The 15,580-nt window shown below is 70.1% G+C and carries 18 protein-coding genes; 9 read left to right on the forward strand and 9 right to left on the reverse strand.

From position 1 onward, the window contains the following. The first annotated feature begins 51 nt into the window (after nt 1–51). Nucleotides 52–885, forward strand: a complete 834-nt coding sequence (locus P1Y20_RS04725) for a TrmB family transcriptional regulator (RefSeq protein WP_304447506.1) — start codon at nt 52–54, stop codon at nt 883–885. Here P1Y20_RS04725 and aglG read toward each other — a convergent pair whose 3' ends face one another. From aglG to P1Y20_RS04740, 3 genes are all read right to left on the reverse strand, one after another. Further along, on the reverse strand, nt 886–1,809 hold the full coding sequence (gene aglG / locus P1Y20_RS04730; RefSeq protein ID WP_304447507.1) for a glucosyl-dolichyl phosphate glucuronosyltransferase: 924 nt from the start codon (nt 1,807–1,809) through the stop codon (nt 886–888). It abuts the gene before it with no gap. 112 nt (nt 1,810–1,921) lie between these two features. Continuing rightward, nucleotides 1,922–2,719, reverse strand: coding sequence for a DUF2182 domain-containing protein (locus tag P1Y20_RS04735; RefSeq protein WP_304447508.1), 798 nt, complete (start codon nt 2,717–2,719; stop codon nt 1,922–1,924). A gap of 22 nt (nt 2,720–2,741) precedes the next feature. Continuing rightward, entirely contained in the window at nt 2,742–3,353 is a 612-nt protein-coding gene (locus P1Y20_RS04740; protein ID WP_304447509.1) for a DUF1326 domain-containing protein, read from the reverse strand. A gap of 198 nt (nt 3,354–3,551) precedes the next feature. On the opposite strand from P1Y20_RS04740, the gene P1Y20_RS04745 reads away from it, so the two are divergent. The 4 genes from P1Y20_RS04745 to P1Y20_RS04760 are packed head-to-tail and all read left to right on the forward strand — an operon-like array spanning nt 3,552 to nt 9,006. After that, a complete protein-coding gene (locus tag P1Y20_RS04745) occupies nt 3,552–6,428 on the forward strand; it encodes an oligosaccharyl transferase, archaeosortase A system-associated (RefSeq protein ID WP_304447510.1) in 2,877 nt (958 codons plus the stop codon). Nucleotides 6,429–6,432: 4 nt separating this feature from the next. Beyond that, nucleotides 6,433–7,425 carry a DUF368 domain-containing protein gene (locus tag P1Y20_RS04750; protein ID WP_304447511.1) on the forward strand — a complete coding sequence of 331 codons (993 nt, stop codon included), beginning with the start codon at nt 6,433–6,435 and terminating at the stop codon, nt 7,423–7,425. Between the two features lie 44 nt (nt 7,426–7,469). Further along, nucleotides 7,470–8,189 (forward strand): metal-dependent transcriptional regulator, encoded by a 720-nt coding sequence (locus P1Y20_RS04755; RefSeq protein WP_304447512.1) that lies wholly within the window; start codon nt 7,470–7,472, stop codon nt 8,187–8,189. A 49-nt stretch (nt 8,190–8,238) separates the two neighbouring features. Further along, a complete protein-coding gene (locus tag P1Y20_RS04760; protein ID WP_304447513.1) occupies nt 8,239–9,006 on the forward strand; it encodes a ribonuclease H-like domain-containing protein in 768 nt (255 codons plus the stop codon). Here the strand turns inward: P1Y20_RS04760 and P1Y20_RS04765 are convergent. The 3 genes from P1Y20_RS04765 to P1Y20_RS04775 all read right to left on the reverse strand — a co-directional run bounded on the left by P1Y20_RS04765 (nt 9,003) and on the right by P1Y20_RS04775 (nt 9,938). Beyond that, nucleotides 9,003–9,377 carry a hypothetical protein gene (locus P1Y20_RS04765; protein ID WP_304447514.1) on the reverse strand — a complete coding sequence of 125 codons (375 nt, stop codon included), beginning with the start codon at nt 9,375–9,377 and terminating at the stop codon, nt 9,003–9,005. The two genes, P1Y20_RS04760 and P1Y20_RS04765, sit on opposite strands and share 4 nt — an antisense overlap. Nucleotides 9,378–9,469: 92 nt before the next feature. After that, nucleotides 9,470–9,772 (reverse strand): divalent-cation tolerance protein CutA, encoded by a 303-nt coding sequence (gene cutA / locus P1Y20_RS04770; protein WP_304447515.1) that lies wholly within the window; start codon nt 9,770–9,772, stop codon nt 9,470–9,472. A 1-nt stretch (nt 9,773) separates the two neighbouring features. Next, the gene (locus P1Y20_RS04775; RefSeq protein WP_304447516.1) at nt 9,774–9,938 is read right to left on the reverse strand and encodes an HEWD family protein; all 165 of its coding nucleotides are present in this window, start codon (nt 9,936–9,938) and stop codon (nt 9,774–9,776) included. A 91-nt stretch (nt 9,939–10,029) separates the two neighbouring features. Here P1Y20_RS04775 and P1Y20_RS04780 point away from each other — a divergent pair, with 91 nt between their 5' ends. Continuing rightward, nucleotides 10,030–10,590 (forward strand): class I SAM-dependent methyltransferase, encoded by a 561-nt coding sequence (locus tag P1Y20_RS04780; protein WP_304447517.1) that lies wholly within the window; start codon nt 10,030–10,032, stop codon nt 10,588–10,590. A gap of 103 nt (nt 10,591–10,693) precedes the next feature. On the opposite strand, the gene P1Y20_RS04785 is transcribed toward P1Y20_RS04780, so the two are convergent. Both P1Y20_RS04785 and P1Y20_RS04790 read right to left on the reverse strand, forming a co-directional pair. Further along, nucleotides 10,694–11,092, reverse strand: a complete 399-nt coding sequence (locus tag P1Y20_RS04785; RefSeq protein WP_304447518.1) for an OsmC family protein — start codon at nt 11,090–11,092, stop codon at nt 10,694–10,696. A 93-nt stretch (nt 11,093–11,185) separates the two neighbouring features. Next, nucleotides 11,186–11,902, reverse strand: coding sequence for a metal-dependent hydrolase (locus tag P1Y20_RS04790; RefSeq protein WP_304447519.1), 717 nt, complete (start codon nt 11,900–11,902; stop codon nt 11,186–11,188). Between the two features lie 116 nt (nt 11,903–12,018). Between P1Y20_RS04790 and P1Y20_RS04795 the strand changes: the two genes are divergently transcribed. The 3 genes from P1Y20_RS04795 (at nt 12,019) to P1Y20_RS04805 (ending at nt 15,070) form a co-directional block, all read left to right on the forward strand. Further along, the gene (locus P1Y20_RS04795) at nt 12,019–12,789 is read left to right on the forward strand and encodes a fumarylacetoacetate hydrolase family protein (protein ID WP_304447520.1); all 771 of its coding nucleotides are present in this window, start codon (nt 12,019–12,021) and stop codon (nt 12,787–12,789) included. A 167-nt stretch (nt 12,790–12,956) separates the two neighbouring features. After that, nucleotides 12,957–13,475 carry a gluconate 2-dehydrogenase subunit 3 family protein gene (locus P1Y20_RS04800; RefSeq protein ID WP_304447521.1) on the forward strand — a complete coding sequence of 173 codons (519 nt, stop codon included), beginning with the start codon at nt 12,957–12,959 and terminating at the stop codon, nt 13,473–13,475. Then, entirely contained in the window at nt 13,472–15,070 is a 1,599-nt protein-coding gene (locus P1Y20_RS04805) for a GMC family oxidoreductase (RefSeq protein WP_304447522.1), read from the forward strand. Before P1Y20_RS04800 ends, P1Y20_RS04805 begins: the two co-directional genes overlap by 4 nt. 1 nt (nt 15,071) lies before the next feature. Here P1Y20_RS04805 and P1Y20_RS04810 read toward each other — a convergent pair whose 3' ends face one another. Continuing rightward, complete coding sequence (locus P1Y20_RS04810) at nt 15,072–15,530, reverse strand: CopD family protein (protein ID WP_304447523.1); 459 nt, start codon at nt 15,528–15,530, stop codon at nt 15,072–15,074. Between the last annotated feature and the right edge of the window lie 50 nt (nt 15,531–15,580).

Raw genomic sequence — 15,580 nt, forward strand, 5'->3', positions numbered from 1 at the left:
GCGTCGCGTGCGACCGGGGCGCTTACGGTCACACCACGGTGACTCACCCCCATGAGCGACGAGGTGTTCGAGCGACTCGGCCTCACCGAGTACGAGCGGACCGCGCTGACGGAACTGCTCTCGCTCGGTCGGACGACCGCACCCAACCTCGCGGAGGCGACGGGCATCCCGAAGGCGCGCATCTACGGCGTCCTCGACTCGCTCGCGGACGAGGGGTACGTGAAGGTCATCCCGGGCCGACCCAAGCAGTACGTGCCGCGCTCGCCCGCGGAGATACTCGACCGGGCCGAGGAGAACAGACGACAGGCGTACGAGCGGTTCGTGAGCGACCTCGAGGACGAGCGCGAGGCGTTCCTCGCGGAGTTCGGCCCGCGCTTCGAACACGCCGAGGAGTCGGCCACGCCCGCCGAAGAACTGTTCCACGTCGTCGACGTGGGCGAACCGAGCGAGGGCGAGACCCGGCGCATCTACCACGCGGCCGACGAGCGGGTGCGCGTGCTCACCAAGGCCTTCGAGTACATCGACAGCGTCGAGGAGGCGCTCGCGGACGCCGTCGACCGCGACCTCGACGTCCGTGTCGTCATGCGCCACCCGGACGCGCTCACGCCGGAGAACCGCGAGCGACAGCGGGCCGTCGTCGAGCGCCTCGACCGCGAGTTCCCGGCGGTCGGCGTGCGGTTCAGCCGCGAGGCGCTCCCCTTCCGCGGGACGCTCGCCGACCCGACGATGGAGTACGACGACGGGACGGCCATCCTCCTCGTCCAGGAGGACGACGTACCGAACCACCTCAGACAGGCGGTCATCACCGAGAACGGCGCGTTCGTCGCCGGGCTCAACCGTTACTTCGACCTCGTCTGGACCCACGAGAGCGAGTCGGACGTCTGACTAGCGCCACTTGGCGTAGCCGTAGAGGTAACCGAATCCCACCGCCGCGGTGAGGACGACGAGCGTCACCAACTGGAGGGCTTTCGTCCGGGAGGGACCGGTGAGCAAGTCCCAGAGTCGGCTCGGGACGAAGTCGGTGAGGAGGTCGCCGAGGAACGCCCCCTCCTCGCCGGTCGAGGCGGGGACGAACACCTCCATCCCGCGCTTGGAGTAGCCCTGCCAGAACGCCCGCCGGACGAGCCACGCCGGGTCGGTCCGGTAGTCGAATATCTTGTGCGCGACGAGCGCGTCGGGGGTGTAGTAGACGCCGGCGCCGTACTCGTCGCGCAGGCGGGCGCACAGTTCCGTCTCGCCGCCCTGGAGGTGCCTGTCGCCCTTCCGCCCGCCGATATTGGTGTCGAACCCTCCCAACGCCTCGAACACCTCCGCGCGAAACGAGATGTTCGAGCCGAAGGTGTTTCGCACCTCGCCCGGTCCGTCGGCGAACCCGCGGTGGGTGACGCCGACGAGCCAGTAGAACTCCGCGGGGAGGAAGGTGGGCTTGCCGGCGACCCACTCGGGGACCATCTTGCCGCCCGCAGCGCGGACGTCCTCGTCCGCGTCGTAGGCCGCGACGAGTTCCTCGAGCCAGCGCTCGTCGGCGAGTGCGTCGTCGTCGAGGAAGGCGACGACGTCGCCGGACGCCACCGAGGCGCCCGTGTTCCGGGCGGCGAGCAGTCCCCTGTTCTCCGACTGGAGGTGGACCGTCACGTCGTCGTGGTCGGCGTAGTCCTCGCGCGCGAGGGCCGCGACGGCCTCGCTCCCGTCGCTGACGACGACGACCTCCCGGTCCCGGTAGGTACCCGCGAGGACGCTCTCGACGGCCTCTCGGAGGTCAGGGTAACGGTCGGTGGTGTGCGTACAGACGACGACCGAGACGCGCATGACCGACACTCTCCGGGGGAGGGTTATGGCGTTTCCCCTTCGACCCGTCGCGTCGTCCGCCAGTCGTCGCCCGCGGATCCGAGGGACGGTATCCCGCGTCCGACCTCGAGCGTCAGACGAGCGTGGCCGCGATGACGACGACTCCCGCGACCCCGGCGGCGACGCCGACGCCGCGAGCCAGCCGTTCGCCCCAGGCGACCACCCGTTCGAGCGAGAGCACCACCGTGATGAGCGCCATCCAGAGGAGGTTCATCGACCCGACGACGACCATGAACGCGAACAGGGCCCAGCAACAGCCGACACAGAACGTGCTGAACTCCCAGCTCGTCCGGACGGCACCGCGGACCCCCGGCCGGTGGTGGCTCATGAGGAACCCGAGCGGCGAGCGACAGTACCGGAGACACCGGTACTTGTAGGGGGAGAGCTGGTAGGCCGAGAGGAGGACGAGCGTCCCGCCCAGCAGGAAGCCCGTGTACTCGTCGGCGAGGGTGGCGATGGGCACCACCGCGTTGACGACGAGCGGGACCACGCCCGCGACGGTCCACACCAGCGCGTACGTCAACATGAACGCCCCGACACGTGCGGCCTTCCCCGTCCGCGACGTCCCCTCCAGCGTCCGGTAGTACAGCCCGAAGAGCGGGACCGACGAGGGGTACATCATGGCGACCATCATCACGCCCCACATGAGCAGGTAGAGGACGACGCCGGAGAGACCGTTCGAGAGCGCCATCGCCTCCGGTGCCCCGGCGCTCGACATCCGCATCGGCGCGTCCATCTCCCCGCCCGGCATCGGGAGCCAGCGGTAGACGAGCGCGAGCCACGCGAGCAGCGCGACGACGTAGGTGACGAGTGCGACGACAGGGAGGTCCGCGAGGGAGCCCCGACCGCCGACCGCCTCTCGAATCGACATGGTCGAAGCGGGAGCCGTGCCCTCAGGCGTTGGCCAGCTCGAAGTCGCCGAGGTAGGCGTTGTTCTCGGAGACGTCCCAGGTGTACTCGTCGTCGTAGGAGACGGTCGCGAGCGTCGACTTCCCCGTGTGGAGTTCCTGACTCGCCGTCAGTGGATGGGGGGAAATCGTACCGACTTCGTCGTTGAAGCCGCCTTTTCCGACGACTTCGACGGAGACGACGTCACCCACCTCGACCGAGAAGTCGGTCCCGTCGCGTCTGAACGAGAAGGGCGCGGCCGCGACCTCTGCGCGCTCGACGTGCGCGTCGGCGGCGGCACCGAAGATACCGCCGGCCCGGCCGAGGTAGATGTCCTCGAGCGCGGCCCGCTGGTCGTCGTCGGCCGCCTCGTCGACGATGAGCACCACGTTCCAGACGGTGCCGGGGGCGAACATGACGCCCTCCTCGGTGCGGATGAGCAACGCCGTATTGAGTCCAGACAGGTCGGTATCGCCGTACCGTCCCTCCTCGATGTGCCAGGCGAGCGAGGCCGAGCAGACGCCGTCGTCCGGTGGTTCCATCCAGATGCACTGGCAGGCTACGTCACAGTTGCAGGCCTCGACGTAGTCCCCCCTGAGTGTCCAGTTCTCTGCCATGAGCAATCACCGTGGCACGTGTCAACTTCCATCATGATAAGTGTATCGTCCGGGGGACCCTCGTACGGACGGGCCGTCGAAAGCCGCACCGCACCTCACCGGTCGTCCATCCGAGGGCGACGGGTCGTCGAGTGTATTTCTTTCAGTTCCGACACGAGGTCAGAAGGCTTATGACCGCGTTGTGACTCCCTCTGGTCAATGAGCCAACGCACGGAGCGGGAGGACCGGTTCGCGTTCGACGCGGACGCGGTCCTCGACCGCGTGCAGTCGCTGTACCACATCCCCGTGCTCGCCCTCCTCTTCGCGTACATGCTCTGGGTCAGGGTCCAGTCATGGGAACGCTTCTTCGTCGACGGGCGGGTGCTGTTCGACGGCAACGACGCCTGGTACCACCTCCGCCAGACCTCCTACACCGTCCAGAACTGGCCGTTCACGATGCCGTTCGACCCGTGGACGTTCTACCCCTACGGCACCGCCTCGGGCCAGTTCGGGACGTTCTACGACCAATTGGTCGCCACCGCCGCCATCGGCGTGGGACTGGTCTACCCCGGGCCACAGTCGGAGGCGACGGCCGTCACGCTGCTGTTCGCGCCGGCGGTCATCGGCGCGCTGACCGCGGTCCCGACCTACTACCTCGCCAAGCGCTTCGGCGGCCGGTTCGTCGGCGTCGTCGCCGTCCTCGTCCTCGCGCTGTTCCCCGGGGCGTTCCTCTGGCGCTCGCTCGTCGGCTTCTCCGACCACCACGCCGCCGAGGCGCTCTTCCAGGCCATCGCCGTCCTCGGCGTGGTCGTCGCCGTGAGCGTCGCAGAGCGCGAGAAACCCGTCTACGAACAGTTCACCGAACGCGAGTTCGACTCCCTCAGGGCGACGCTCCTCTACGCGACGCTCGCGGGCGTCGCCATCGCCCTCTACCTCTGGGTGTGGCCGCCGGGCGTCGTCATCGCCGTCATCCTCGGCGTCTTCTTCCTCGTCCACCTCGTGGTCGTCTTCCTCCGGGGACACAGCCCCGAACACGTCGCCATCGCGGGCGTCGTGATGCTCGTCGTCGCCGCCCTCATGATGGTGGTGCGCGTCTCGACGTTCGAACTCACCGCGACCGACTTCTCGCTGCTCCAGCCGCTCCTCCTGCTCGCGCTGGCCGCCGGTCTCGTCGTCATGGCGGCGCTAGCGCGGGTGTTCGAGGCGCGCGCCCTCACTCCCCTCGCCTACCCGGGCGTCATCGTCGGGACGGTCCTCCTGGCCGTCGCCGTCGTGGCGCTCGCGACGCCCGACCTCTACGACTACTTCGTCAAGCAGGCGCTCCGCGTGTTCGGCCTCGACGCGAGCGCACAGGCGCGCACCGTCGGCGAGGCCCAGCCCGTCGAACGGGGCGAGTGGGGGGCGTTCTTCTTCGGCTCCTACGGCCTCGCGTTCTACGCGGCGCTGGTCGGCGCGCTGGTCCTGCTCGGGCGCTACCTCCTCAGCGACGACCCGCGCGGGGAGGGACTGCTGGTCATCGTCTGGACCGCGATGATGGCGCTCGCCGCGCTCACGCAGGTGCGCTTCGACTACTACCTCGCGGTGCCCGTCGCCACGCTCACCGCGGCGCTGGTCGGCGAGGTGTTCGGCCTCATCGGCCTCGACCAGCGGAGTCGACTCACCGACGTCGACGCCGCCCAGGTGATGGTCGTCGCCACCGTCGTCATCATCCTCGTCGTCCCGTTCACGGCCAGCGGCTTCGCGCTGCAGGCCACCGAGACGGGCCAGGCCACCGGCCCCGGCGAGGTCCGAAACTGGCAGGGGAGCCTGGAGTGGATGGACGAGAACACCCCCGAGGAGGGTCAGTACGCCAACCCCGACGGCGAACCGATGGAGTACTACGGCCAGTACGACCGCGTCGAGGACTTCGACTACGGCGAGGGCACCTACGGCGTGATGTCGTGGTGGGACTACGGCCACTTCATCACCGTCGACGGCGAGCGCATCCCGAACGCCAATCCGTTCCAGCAGGGGGCCACCGCGGCCGCGAACTACCTGCTCGCGCCGAACGAGACGCGCGCGAACGAACTCGTCACCGAGGGCGACCAGAACACCCGCTACGTGATGCTCGACTGGAAGCTGGCGCAGGCGAACTCTGACAAGTACTTCGCACCGACCGTCTTCTACAACGACGGCGAGAACGTCGGCGTCCGGAACCTCTACCGGCCGGTCTACAGCCAGCAGGGACAGACGATTCTCAACATGCACCAGGACCGCCACTACGAGAGCATGCGCACGAAGCTGTTCACGTTCCACGGGAGCGCGGCCGCCCCGCGCCTGCCGAGCGGGCAGGTCCCCGTCGTCGACTACGAGCCGCGGCAGTTCTCCGACGGCACCACCCGCCTGACGCCGCCCGACAACGCCTCCGACCTCGTCCGGTACTTCGACACGATGGAGGAGGCCGAGGCGTTCGTCGAGGAGGACGGGACGGCACAGATCGGCGGCCTCGAGGGCGTTCCCACGAAGCGCATCCCGGCGCTCGAACACTACCGCCTCGTCCACGTCAGCGAGGAGAACAACCGCCAGACGCCGTGGGTGAAGACGTTCGAGCGCGTCGACGGCGCGAACGTCACCGGGGAGGGCCCGGCGAACACGACGGTCACGGCGCGCGCCCAACTGGAGATGCCCAACGGGGAGACGTTCACCTACGCCCAGCAGGCCCAGACCGACGACCAGGGCGACTTCGAGATGACGCTCCCCTACTCCACCACCGGGTACGACGAGTGGGGGACCGAGGAGGGCTACACGAACGTCAGCGTCCGCGCGACCGGCCCGTACGAGTTCGTCGCGTTCACCCAGGAGGGCGACGGTAACGCGACGGCCACGACGACGTGGAACACCACCGCGGACGTCACCGAGGGGCAGGTCATCGGCGAGGACGACGGCGAGGTACAGGTCGCACTCGAGGAGGGAGCGACCGAGACCGACGGGAACGGGACCAACGTGACGCAGAACCCCGCCACGCCGGCCGACGCGCTCCCGTCGCCGAGCGAGGCCGCCGGGGGGACGGCGCCGTCGTCGGTCGGAACCGACATGGCGCTCGCCCGCGCCGGATAAGGAAATGGCACTCCGAGAGTGGGTCGGTATCTACCTGAAGGGCATCGCGATGGGGGCGGCCGACGCCGTCCCCGGCGTCTCCGGCGGGACCATCGCGCTCATCACCGGTATCTACGAACGCCTCATCACGGCCATCACGGAACTCGACCCGCGCGCGCTGGCGCTCGTCCCCGGCGCGATTCGCGCCGAGGGGCGAGCGCGCCTGCGCGCCCGCCTGGTGGAGATGGACGTCTGGTTCCTCGCGGCGCTCGGCCTCGGCGTGGTGACGGCGCTCGTCACCGTCTCGCGCGCCGTCGAGTACGCCGAGGAGACGTTCCCCGCCCTCCTGTTCGCGTTCTTCTTCGGTCTCATCGCCGCGAGCGCCGTCGTCCTCTACGGCGAGGTCGACGTGAGCACGCCGCGGCGGGCGTTCGCCGGCCTCGCGGGCGTCGTCCTGGCGTTCGTGGTCGCCGGCGAGGTGGCGGGCGCGCTCCCGCACACGCTCCCGGTCGTCGCCGTCGCGGGCGCCGTCGCCATCTGCGCGATGATACTGCCCGGTATCTCCGGGGCGTTCATCCTGCTGTTGCTCGGCCAGTACATCTACCTCACCGAGACGCTGTCGACGTTCGTCGACGCGCTGCTCGCACTGGTCACCGGCGGGGACGCGAGCGCGCTCGTCGCCGCGGGGAGCGTCGTCGCCGTCTTCGGCGTGGGCGCCGTCGCCGGCCTCCTGACCATCGCCCACGTCGTGAAGTACGCCCTGACGCACTACCGGGCGGCGACGCTCACCTTCCTCGTGAGCCTGATGGTCGGGGCGCTTCGCTACCCCGCCGAGCAGGTCCTCGGGAACGTCGGCGCGTGGACGCCGGCGCGCGCCCTGCCGGTCCTCGCCGCGGCGCTGGTCGGCGGGGTGCTGGTCGTCGCCATCGACCGCTACACGGACGACCTGGACCTGGCCTCGGAGGTCGACGCCGGGGAGGACCCCGCGCCCGCCGCCCCGGACGGCGGGAACCGATAGCGGACAGGGGAACCGTTTTACCGGGGGAGAGCCGAGTATCGGCAATGCTGAGCGACGTGATGGAGGACTACCTGAAGGCCATCTACCTCCTCCAGCGGGACGCGGCCACCGGCACCACGAGCGGAGACCCTCCGAGCGAGGCGCCCGTCCGCGCCGAGCGCGTCTCGACGTCCGCCATCGCCGAGCGCATGGAGGTGACGCCGCCGACGGTGACGAGCATGCTCGACAAACTCGAGGAGCGCAGCCTCGTCGAGCGCGAGAAGTACAAGGGCGTGCGCCTCACCCGCGAGGGGGAGACGGTCGCCATCGAGGTCATCCGTCACCACCGCCTCATCGAGGCGTACCTCGCGGAGGCGCTCGACTACGAGTGGACCGACGTCCACGAGGAGGCCGACCGCCTCGAACACCACATCAGCGAGCGCTTCGAGGCGCGCATCGCCGAGGCGCTCGGCGACCCCACCGTCGACCCCCACGGCGACCCCATCCCGGGGACCGACCTCGCGCCGCCGGAGGACGTCCCCGGCCACCGTCTCGACGAGTGCGAGGTGGGCGACCGGGTGGTCGTCCAGCGCGTCCGCCACCGCACCGACGAGGAACTGCGCTACCTCGCGGAGGCGGGCGTCGCACCGGGGACGGAACTCGAAGTCGCCGAGATCGCCCCCTTCGGAATGGTGACCGTCACCGGCGAGACGGGGCGACAGAGCCTCCCCGCGGAGGTGGCCCGCCAGATTCGCGTCGCGGGCGTCGCCGTCACGCGGGAGTGACCGCCCGGTATCCGGAGGGTTTAGTCCCTCGCGCGCCGTCCGGGTAGCCGTGCGAATCGAGAACAGCTTCATTCCGGTGGCGGGCGTCGGCGAGCGGACCGAGCGGCGGTTGTGGGAACGCGGCATCACTCACTGGGACGACTTCGAGCGCGACGCCGTCGGCGAGACCACCGGCGAGCGCATCGCGGCGTTCATCGAGGACGGCCGGACCCACCTCGACGCCGGGAACGCGCGCTACTTCGATTCGGCCTTCCCGAGCGCCCACCAGTGGCGCCTCTACGAGAACTTCCGCGAGGAGGCCTGCTTCTTCGACATCGAGACGACCGGCCTCTCGCACTCGCGCGACGACGTGACGACGGTGAGCCTCCACCGCGACGGGGAGACGCGGACGCTCGTCAACGACCCCGACCCGTTCGTCGGCGACCCGCTCACCCGCGAGGCCGTCGCGGACGCGCTCGGCGACGCCTCGCTACTGGTGACGTTCAACGGCAAGCGCTTCGACGTCCCCTTCCTCGAGACGACGTTCGACCTCTCGCTCGACGCCCCCCACATCGACCTCATGTACCCGTGCAAGCGACTCGACCTCACGGGCGGGCTGAAGGCCGTCGAGCGCGACGTCGGCATCGAGCGCGACCGCCCGGACCTCTCGGGGTACGACGCGATTCGCCTCTGGCGGGAGTACGAACGCGGGGCGGACGAGTCGCTGGAGACGCTCGTCTCGTACAACCGCGCGGACACGGTCAACCTGCGGACGCTCATGGACCACGTCGCCGACGCGCTCCACGACCGGACGTTCGCCGAGTTCGACGCGGACTAACAGCGCGGACGGAGGCCCTCGTCGGCCGGCGAGACGTCCACGATGTCGATGGTACCGACGGTGAGCGCGTCGGGGACGTACTCGTTCGTCCCCGGGAGGTGCGCTCCCGTGGGGTCGAGCCGCGTCGAGACGAGCACCTGCGGCGTCCCGTAGAGGCTGTGTTCTTGCGGGAAGACCGCGACGGCGTGGCGCTCGCAGCGGTGGAAGAGCGGCGACCAGACGCCGTCGACGCGCTCGACTTCGAGCTGGATGACGTCGCCGGCGCGCAGACAGCAGGGCTCGTCGTGGAAGCTACAGGTCGCTCGGTCCGGCCGGCCGTCGCAGCCGACGAACCGGCCGGTCAGGTCCCGACAGAGCGTGTTACGCAACATCCCCCCTCCCGCGAGTCGATTCGCCGCGACGACTGCCCATACACCGACACACCCACTGACGATAATAAACCCCGTGAAACCGGAGACTCCACCTACCGGACGCTCTCCGTGCGCCAGGCGGCGAAGGCGTCGAGTTCGGCCGCCTCGTCGAAGCGCTCGACGCACGGCACCTCGTAGGGGTGGAGGTCGACCACGCGGGCTTCGAGGGCGTCGTAGCGCTCTGTGGTGGTCTTCGCCAGCAGTATCACCTCCTCGTCGCGGACGACGTCGCCTCGCCACCGGTAGGTCGACGAGCAGGGGACGGCGTTGACGCAGGCGGCGAGGCCCTCCTCGACGAGCGCGCTCGCGATGGCCTCGGCGGCGTCCGTCGGGGCGGTGACGTAGACCGTCGGCACGTCACTCCCCGAACGGGTTGTACGTCCCGTTGATGTCCCACTCGTGGAGGCAGTGCGGGTCCCCTGCCGCCTCGTCGATGGTCCAGTTCTCCCCGTCGGCGTCCCAGACGTCGTGTCGGCCGCAGCGCTCGCAGGTCCGTTCCGTCGGCGGAATGATGGTCGCCATACCCGAGGGATGGCCGCCCAGCGCTATCAATCCCGCGTCGACGCGCGGCCGCGGCGAACGGAGTTATATCGGCCCGCCACACAGAGTCAGTATGGGCTTTCACACCTTCGACGTGGGGCGGGCCGACAACCTCGAGGACCCCGAGCGGTACCAGTACCTCTCGCTCGACGAGTTGCTCGCCCTGTTCGACCCGGAGGCCGACCAGACCGTCGCCGACCTCGGCAGCGGGACGGGTTTCTACACCGACGACGTCGCCCCCCACGTCGGGACGCTCTACGCCGTCGACGTCCAGGAGGCGATGCACGAGTACTACCGCGAGAAGGGCGCCCCGCACAACGTGACGTTCGTGGTCGCCGACGTCGAGGACCTGCCGTTCGAGGACGACGAACTGGACGGGGCGTACTCGACGATGACCTACCACGAGTTCGCGAGCGAGGCGGCGCTCGCCGAACTCGCGCGTACGATCACCCCCGGCGGCCTCCTCGGGGTCGCCGACTGGTCGGCGTCCGGCGCGGGCGAGGAGGGACCGCCGACCGACGAGCGGTTCTCGCTCGCGACGGCGATGCGCCAGCTCACCGACGCCGGCTTCACCGTCGAGTACGGCAGCGAGCGCCGCGAGACGTTCGTCCTCCGGGCGCGACGGGACACCTGAGCGCGCGCTCCGCTCGTCCCTCCTCCGAACGTCCCTCTCCTCGAACGCGACGCCCGGCGCTGCCGCTCTCGGGTCGGCGTCGAAAGAACGGGGGGAGTTCAGGTCAGAACTGGCCGCCGTGGACGTCGATGTCGGCGTGGAGTTCCTCGCGGAGCGCCGAGTGGACGTGACAGATGCCCTCCGCGCGCTCGACGATGGCGTCGAAGGTCTCGTCGTCGAGGTCGGCCTCGACGTGCATCTCGAAGCGGATGGCGGTGAGGTCGTCGTCGTCGTCGAGGTCGGCCTCCGACTCGACGGTTATCTTGCCCAGGTCGTCGTGGCCCTCCTGCTGGCCGCCGACGCGGAACGCCGGGATGAAACACGAGGCGTAGTCGGCGACGAGCACGGCGTTGGGGTCCGGGCCGTCGCCGCCCGTGGCGTCGATGGTGAGTTCGTAGTCGCCGGCGCGACTGACGGTCGTGTAGCCCTCCTCTGACGTACTGGTGGTGGAGATGTCCGCCATTGCGTCTCGTGGCTCGGTGCGAGCGGACAAAAAGGTGCGTCGTTCGTGTCCGCGCGTCGACGTCACGGTCGGACGTCGAGCGCGCCGGCCGACTCACTCCAGCGTGAACGTCTCGTCGCCCTCCAGGACGACGACCTCCGCGGAACTCCCGGTCGCTCTCACCTCGCGCGCGAAGTCCTCGGGGTCCTGCTCGATGGGCGGGAAGGTGTCGTAGTGCATCGGGAGGGCGTAGTCGACGTCGAGCCAGTCGACGGCGATGGCGGCCTGCCACGGTCCCATCGTGAAGTGGTCGCCGATGGGGAGCGCGGCGGCGTCCGGTTCGAGGTACGGCCCGACGACCTCGCGCATCTCGGTCATGAGGCCGGTGTCGCCGGCGTGGTAGAACGTCGTCGACTCCTCGTCCGACACCTGCGTCGGCTTCGTGTCGCTGACGACGTAACCAGCGGGCATGCCGACGTCGTACTCGTAGCCGGTGTTGGTCCCGTTGGTGTGGTCGGCGCGGTGCATCGTCACGTAGGCGTCGCCGAGTTCGACGGTCCCGCCGAGGTTCATGCCGATGGTCTCCTCGTGGCCGAACTCGTCGCTCACGAAGGCGGTGAGTTCGGGCGTCCCGACGACGGTCGCGTCGGGGAACTCGCCCGCGTGGGCGATGTGGTCGGCGTGGGCGTGGGTGAGCAGGAGGTAGTCCGGCGACTCCACGTCCGCGGGGTCGAGGTCGGTCTTCGGGTTGTCGAAGAAGGGGTCGACGAGCAGCGTCGTCCCGTCGACGTCGACGTACCAGGTGGAATGGCCGTGCCAGGTTAGCTCCATGACGGGCGGGACATCGCCCGAGAGCAACTTAACGGTACGCGTCGCGGGCGTCGCTGCCCGGAACGGGGCCGGTACGAGTCCGAAGGGTTAACGCCTCGCGCCCGGATGAGTGGGCCATGCGATACGTTCGCTTCCGTGACGCCGCGGGGAACGTCCGCCGCGGCGAGTGGACGGGCACCGCGGGCGAGGAGATACTGGCACGCGAACACTACGGCGGCCGACTCACCTTCGGCGACGAGACGTTCGACGCGAGCGAGGTGGACGTCCTCCCGCCCTGTGAGCCGAGCAAGATCGTCTGCATCGGTCGGAACTACGCCGACCACGCCGCGGAGCGGAACGCGGAGGTCCCCGACCGGCCCATGTTGTTCCTCAAACCGCCGAACACCGTCGCCGCGCACGACGAGCGCATCACGCTCCCGGCGGGCAAAGAGCGCGTCGAGCACGAGGCCGAACTCGCCGTCGTCATCGCCGACCGGTGCCGGAACGTGGACGCCGAGAACGCGATGGACGTGGTCGCCGGCTTCACCTGTCTCAACGACATCTCGAACCGCGACGACCAGGACCGCGAGCAGAACTGGGTGCGCGGGAAGGCCTTCGACCAGGCCGCCCCGATGGGACCCGTCGTCGCCAAACCCGAACGCGTCCCCGAGGACGCCCACGTCCGCCTCCGGGTCAACGGCGAACTCCGACAGGACGGCACGCGCGACCAGTTCATCTTCTCCATCCCGGAACTCGTCGAGGAGATAACGCGGTACATGACGCTCGTGCCCGGCGACGTCATCTCGACGGGGACGCCCGCCGGCGTCGGACCGCTGGCCGACGGCGATACCGTCGAGGTGGACGTCGAGGGCGTCGGCACGCTCCGGAACGAGATTCACGCCCCCTGACGTAACCATCGAGGAACCCCTCGACCTCCCCGACGAGGCGGGCCGGCGCGTCGACGAACCCGGGGTCCGGCAGGTCGTCCATACCCCGACGTCGCCGTGGTCGGGCGTAAGACTGCGCCCGGGGACAGGTGGCAAGCCATAAGTTTAGGTCTGCCTAATCCGCGTGTATGAAGCTGACGCGCCGGGACGCGCTGGTCGCGCTCGCGAGCCTCGGCGTCGCGGGCGGCGGCGTCGCCCACCTCGCGCGCGAGGGGGACCGAGCAGCGGCGGACGAGGGAGGTGTCGAGGCGCTCGGGACGCTCGTCGCCGCGGCGGAGGTCCTCTACCCGAGCGACGTCGAGGGTATCGAGTCGTTCGTCGAGTCCTACTCGCTGGGGCGCGTCGAGGACCGCGAGGCGTACCGCGAGGGCCTCGACGACGCCCTCTCCGAGGTCGAGGCCGCCGCCCGGTCGTGGTACGACGACTCGTTCGCCGCCCTCGACCGCGAGACGCGCGACGCGCTGTTGCGCGAACTGGGCGCGGACGTGGCCGACGCCGTCCCCGACGGCTCGCGCGCCGAGCGCGTGCGCTACTACGTCGTCGACGAACTGCTCTACGCGTTCTACGCCTCGCCGACGGGCGCGGAACTCGCCGGCAACGAGAACCCGGTCGGCCACCCGGGCGGGACGGAGGCCTACCAGGCGTGACCGACGTCTGTATCGTCGGCTCCGGTCCGGCGGGCGCGCTCGTCGCCCACCGCCTGGCGACGCGCGACCGGGACGTGACGGTCCTCGAAGCAGGGCCACGCTTCGACCCCGACGCCCGACTCGAGCGTATGGAGGAGGCCATCCGCCCCGGTCACGACGCGCTGTCGGTGTGGGACATGGGCGGGGACCGCGACGCCTTCAGCGCGCCCGAGCGGTTCTACCCGCTGAACAGCACGCGCGTGAAGGGTATCGGCGGCTCCTCGCTCCACTGGCAGGGGATGGTGATGCGACTCCACGAGTCCGACTTCGACGGGAGCGAGGACGTCGCCTGGCCCATCTCCTACGCAGACCTCAGGCCGTACTACGCCGCCGCCGAGGCGGAACTCGGCGTGGCGGGCGCGAGCGACAACCCGTTCGGCCCGCCGCGAGAGGAGTCCCACCCGATGCCCGCCTTCCCGCCCTCCGAGACGGACGCCCTGTTCGCCGAGGCGTGCGAGACCCTCGGCATCGCCACCCACTCGGTCGGCAACGCCCGCAACTCCGAGCAGTACGACGACCGCTCGGCGTGCGTCGGCTACGGGACCTGTAAACCGGTCTGTCCCTCCGGGGCGAAGTACACCGCCGAGCGCCACGTCGAGGCCGCCGAGGAGGCTGGGGCGACCGTCCTCGCGGAGGCGCCCGTCCAGCGCCTCGAGACCGACGCCTCGGGCGAGCGCGTCACCCGCGCCGTCTACGTGCGAGAGGGCGAGGAGCGGACCGTCGAGGCGCGACAGTTCGTCGTCGCGGCGGGCGGCGTCGAGACGCCCCGCCTCCTCCTGCTCTCCGCGTCGGAGGCATACCCCGATGGCCTGGCCAACTCCTCGGGCCTCGTGGGGCGGTTCTTCAACGACCACCTGTTCGCGGGGATGGGCGGGCGCCTCGACCGGGCGGTGAGCGAGAACGACATCGGCTTTCTCACCGCCGAGTCCCACCAGTTCTACGACGACCCCGGCGCCGAGACGCGGGGGATACCCGGCAGCGACGCCGACCTCGGCCCCATCAAACTGGAGTTCCTCAACTACGCCGGCCCCTCGACGACGGGCGCGCCGTCGCCGGTCCGCATCGCGCTCGACGGCGACGACTGGGGCGACGCCCTGCTCTCGCGCATCCGCCGGGAGTACGGCTCGAACGTCGCCCTCGGCGCGCTCGTCGGCCAGCGAGCGCGCGAGGAGAACCGGGTGACGCTCGACCCCGAGCGGACCGACGACCACGGCAACCCCGTCCCGCGAGTCGAGTGGTCGGTGGGCGAGCGCGCCCGGCGGACGCTCGCCCGTGCCAACGAGATTCAACGCGCCGTCATGGACGAACTCGGCGCCGAGGTGACGTGGGAGGTCGGTCCCGAGAACACCGGCCCCGCGGCCCACCACATGGGGACGACCCGGATGGGGTCGGACCCCGAGGGGAGCGTCGTCGACGCCCGCCTGCGGACCCACGACGTGGCGAACCTCACCGTCGCCTCCAGCAGCGTCTTCCCGACCGGCGGCGCGGTGAACCCGACGCTCACCATCGCCGCGCTCGCGCTGAAGGTGGCCGACCACGTCGACGAGGACCTCTGACTCAGAACGGGAGGCCGCCGGCGAGCAGGCCGGCGACGACGAGCAGGCCGAGGGCGACGGCGGACCCCGCCTGCCAGAACGGTTTCGCGTCGTTCGCGGGTGTGCGGACCTTCGACCGGCCGAGGCCCCGGCGCATCCGCCCCGCCCCTATCTCGACGAGCGCGGCGAGCGCGAGCCACAGCGCGACCATCGTGAGCACGAGGTGCCCCCGGCCGCTGCCGAACAGCGACTCGACGGTGTAGCCCGTGCCGGCCATGTGGCCGCCCGAGAGCAACAGCGCGACGGCGCTGACGCGCGAGACGGTCGTCAGGCGGTCGGTGAGGTACGACAGGGGTTCCGGGCGGACGTCCCCGCGCTCCGCGAGCGGGAGGACGCTCACGGTGACGAAGAGGACGGCGCCGGTCCAGAGGCCGGCGAACAGGAGGTGGACCACGTACGCGACGGTGTCGACGGCGGACATATCGGAATCGAAGGACGGGGGCGGGAAGAACGGTTCGGAACGCGCCCGTG

This window comes from Halomarina ordinaria (genome assembly GCF_030553305.1).
Lineage (GTDB): Archaea > Halobacteriota > Halobacteria > Halobacteriales > Haloarculaceae > Halomarina > Halomarina ordinaria.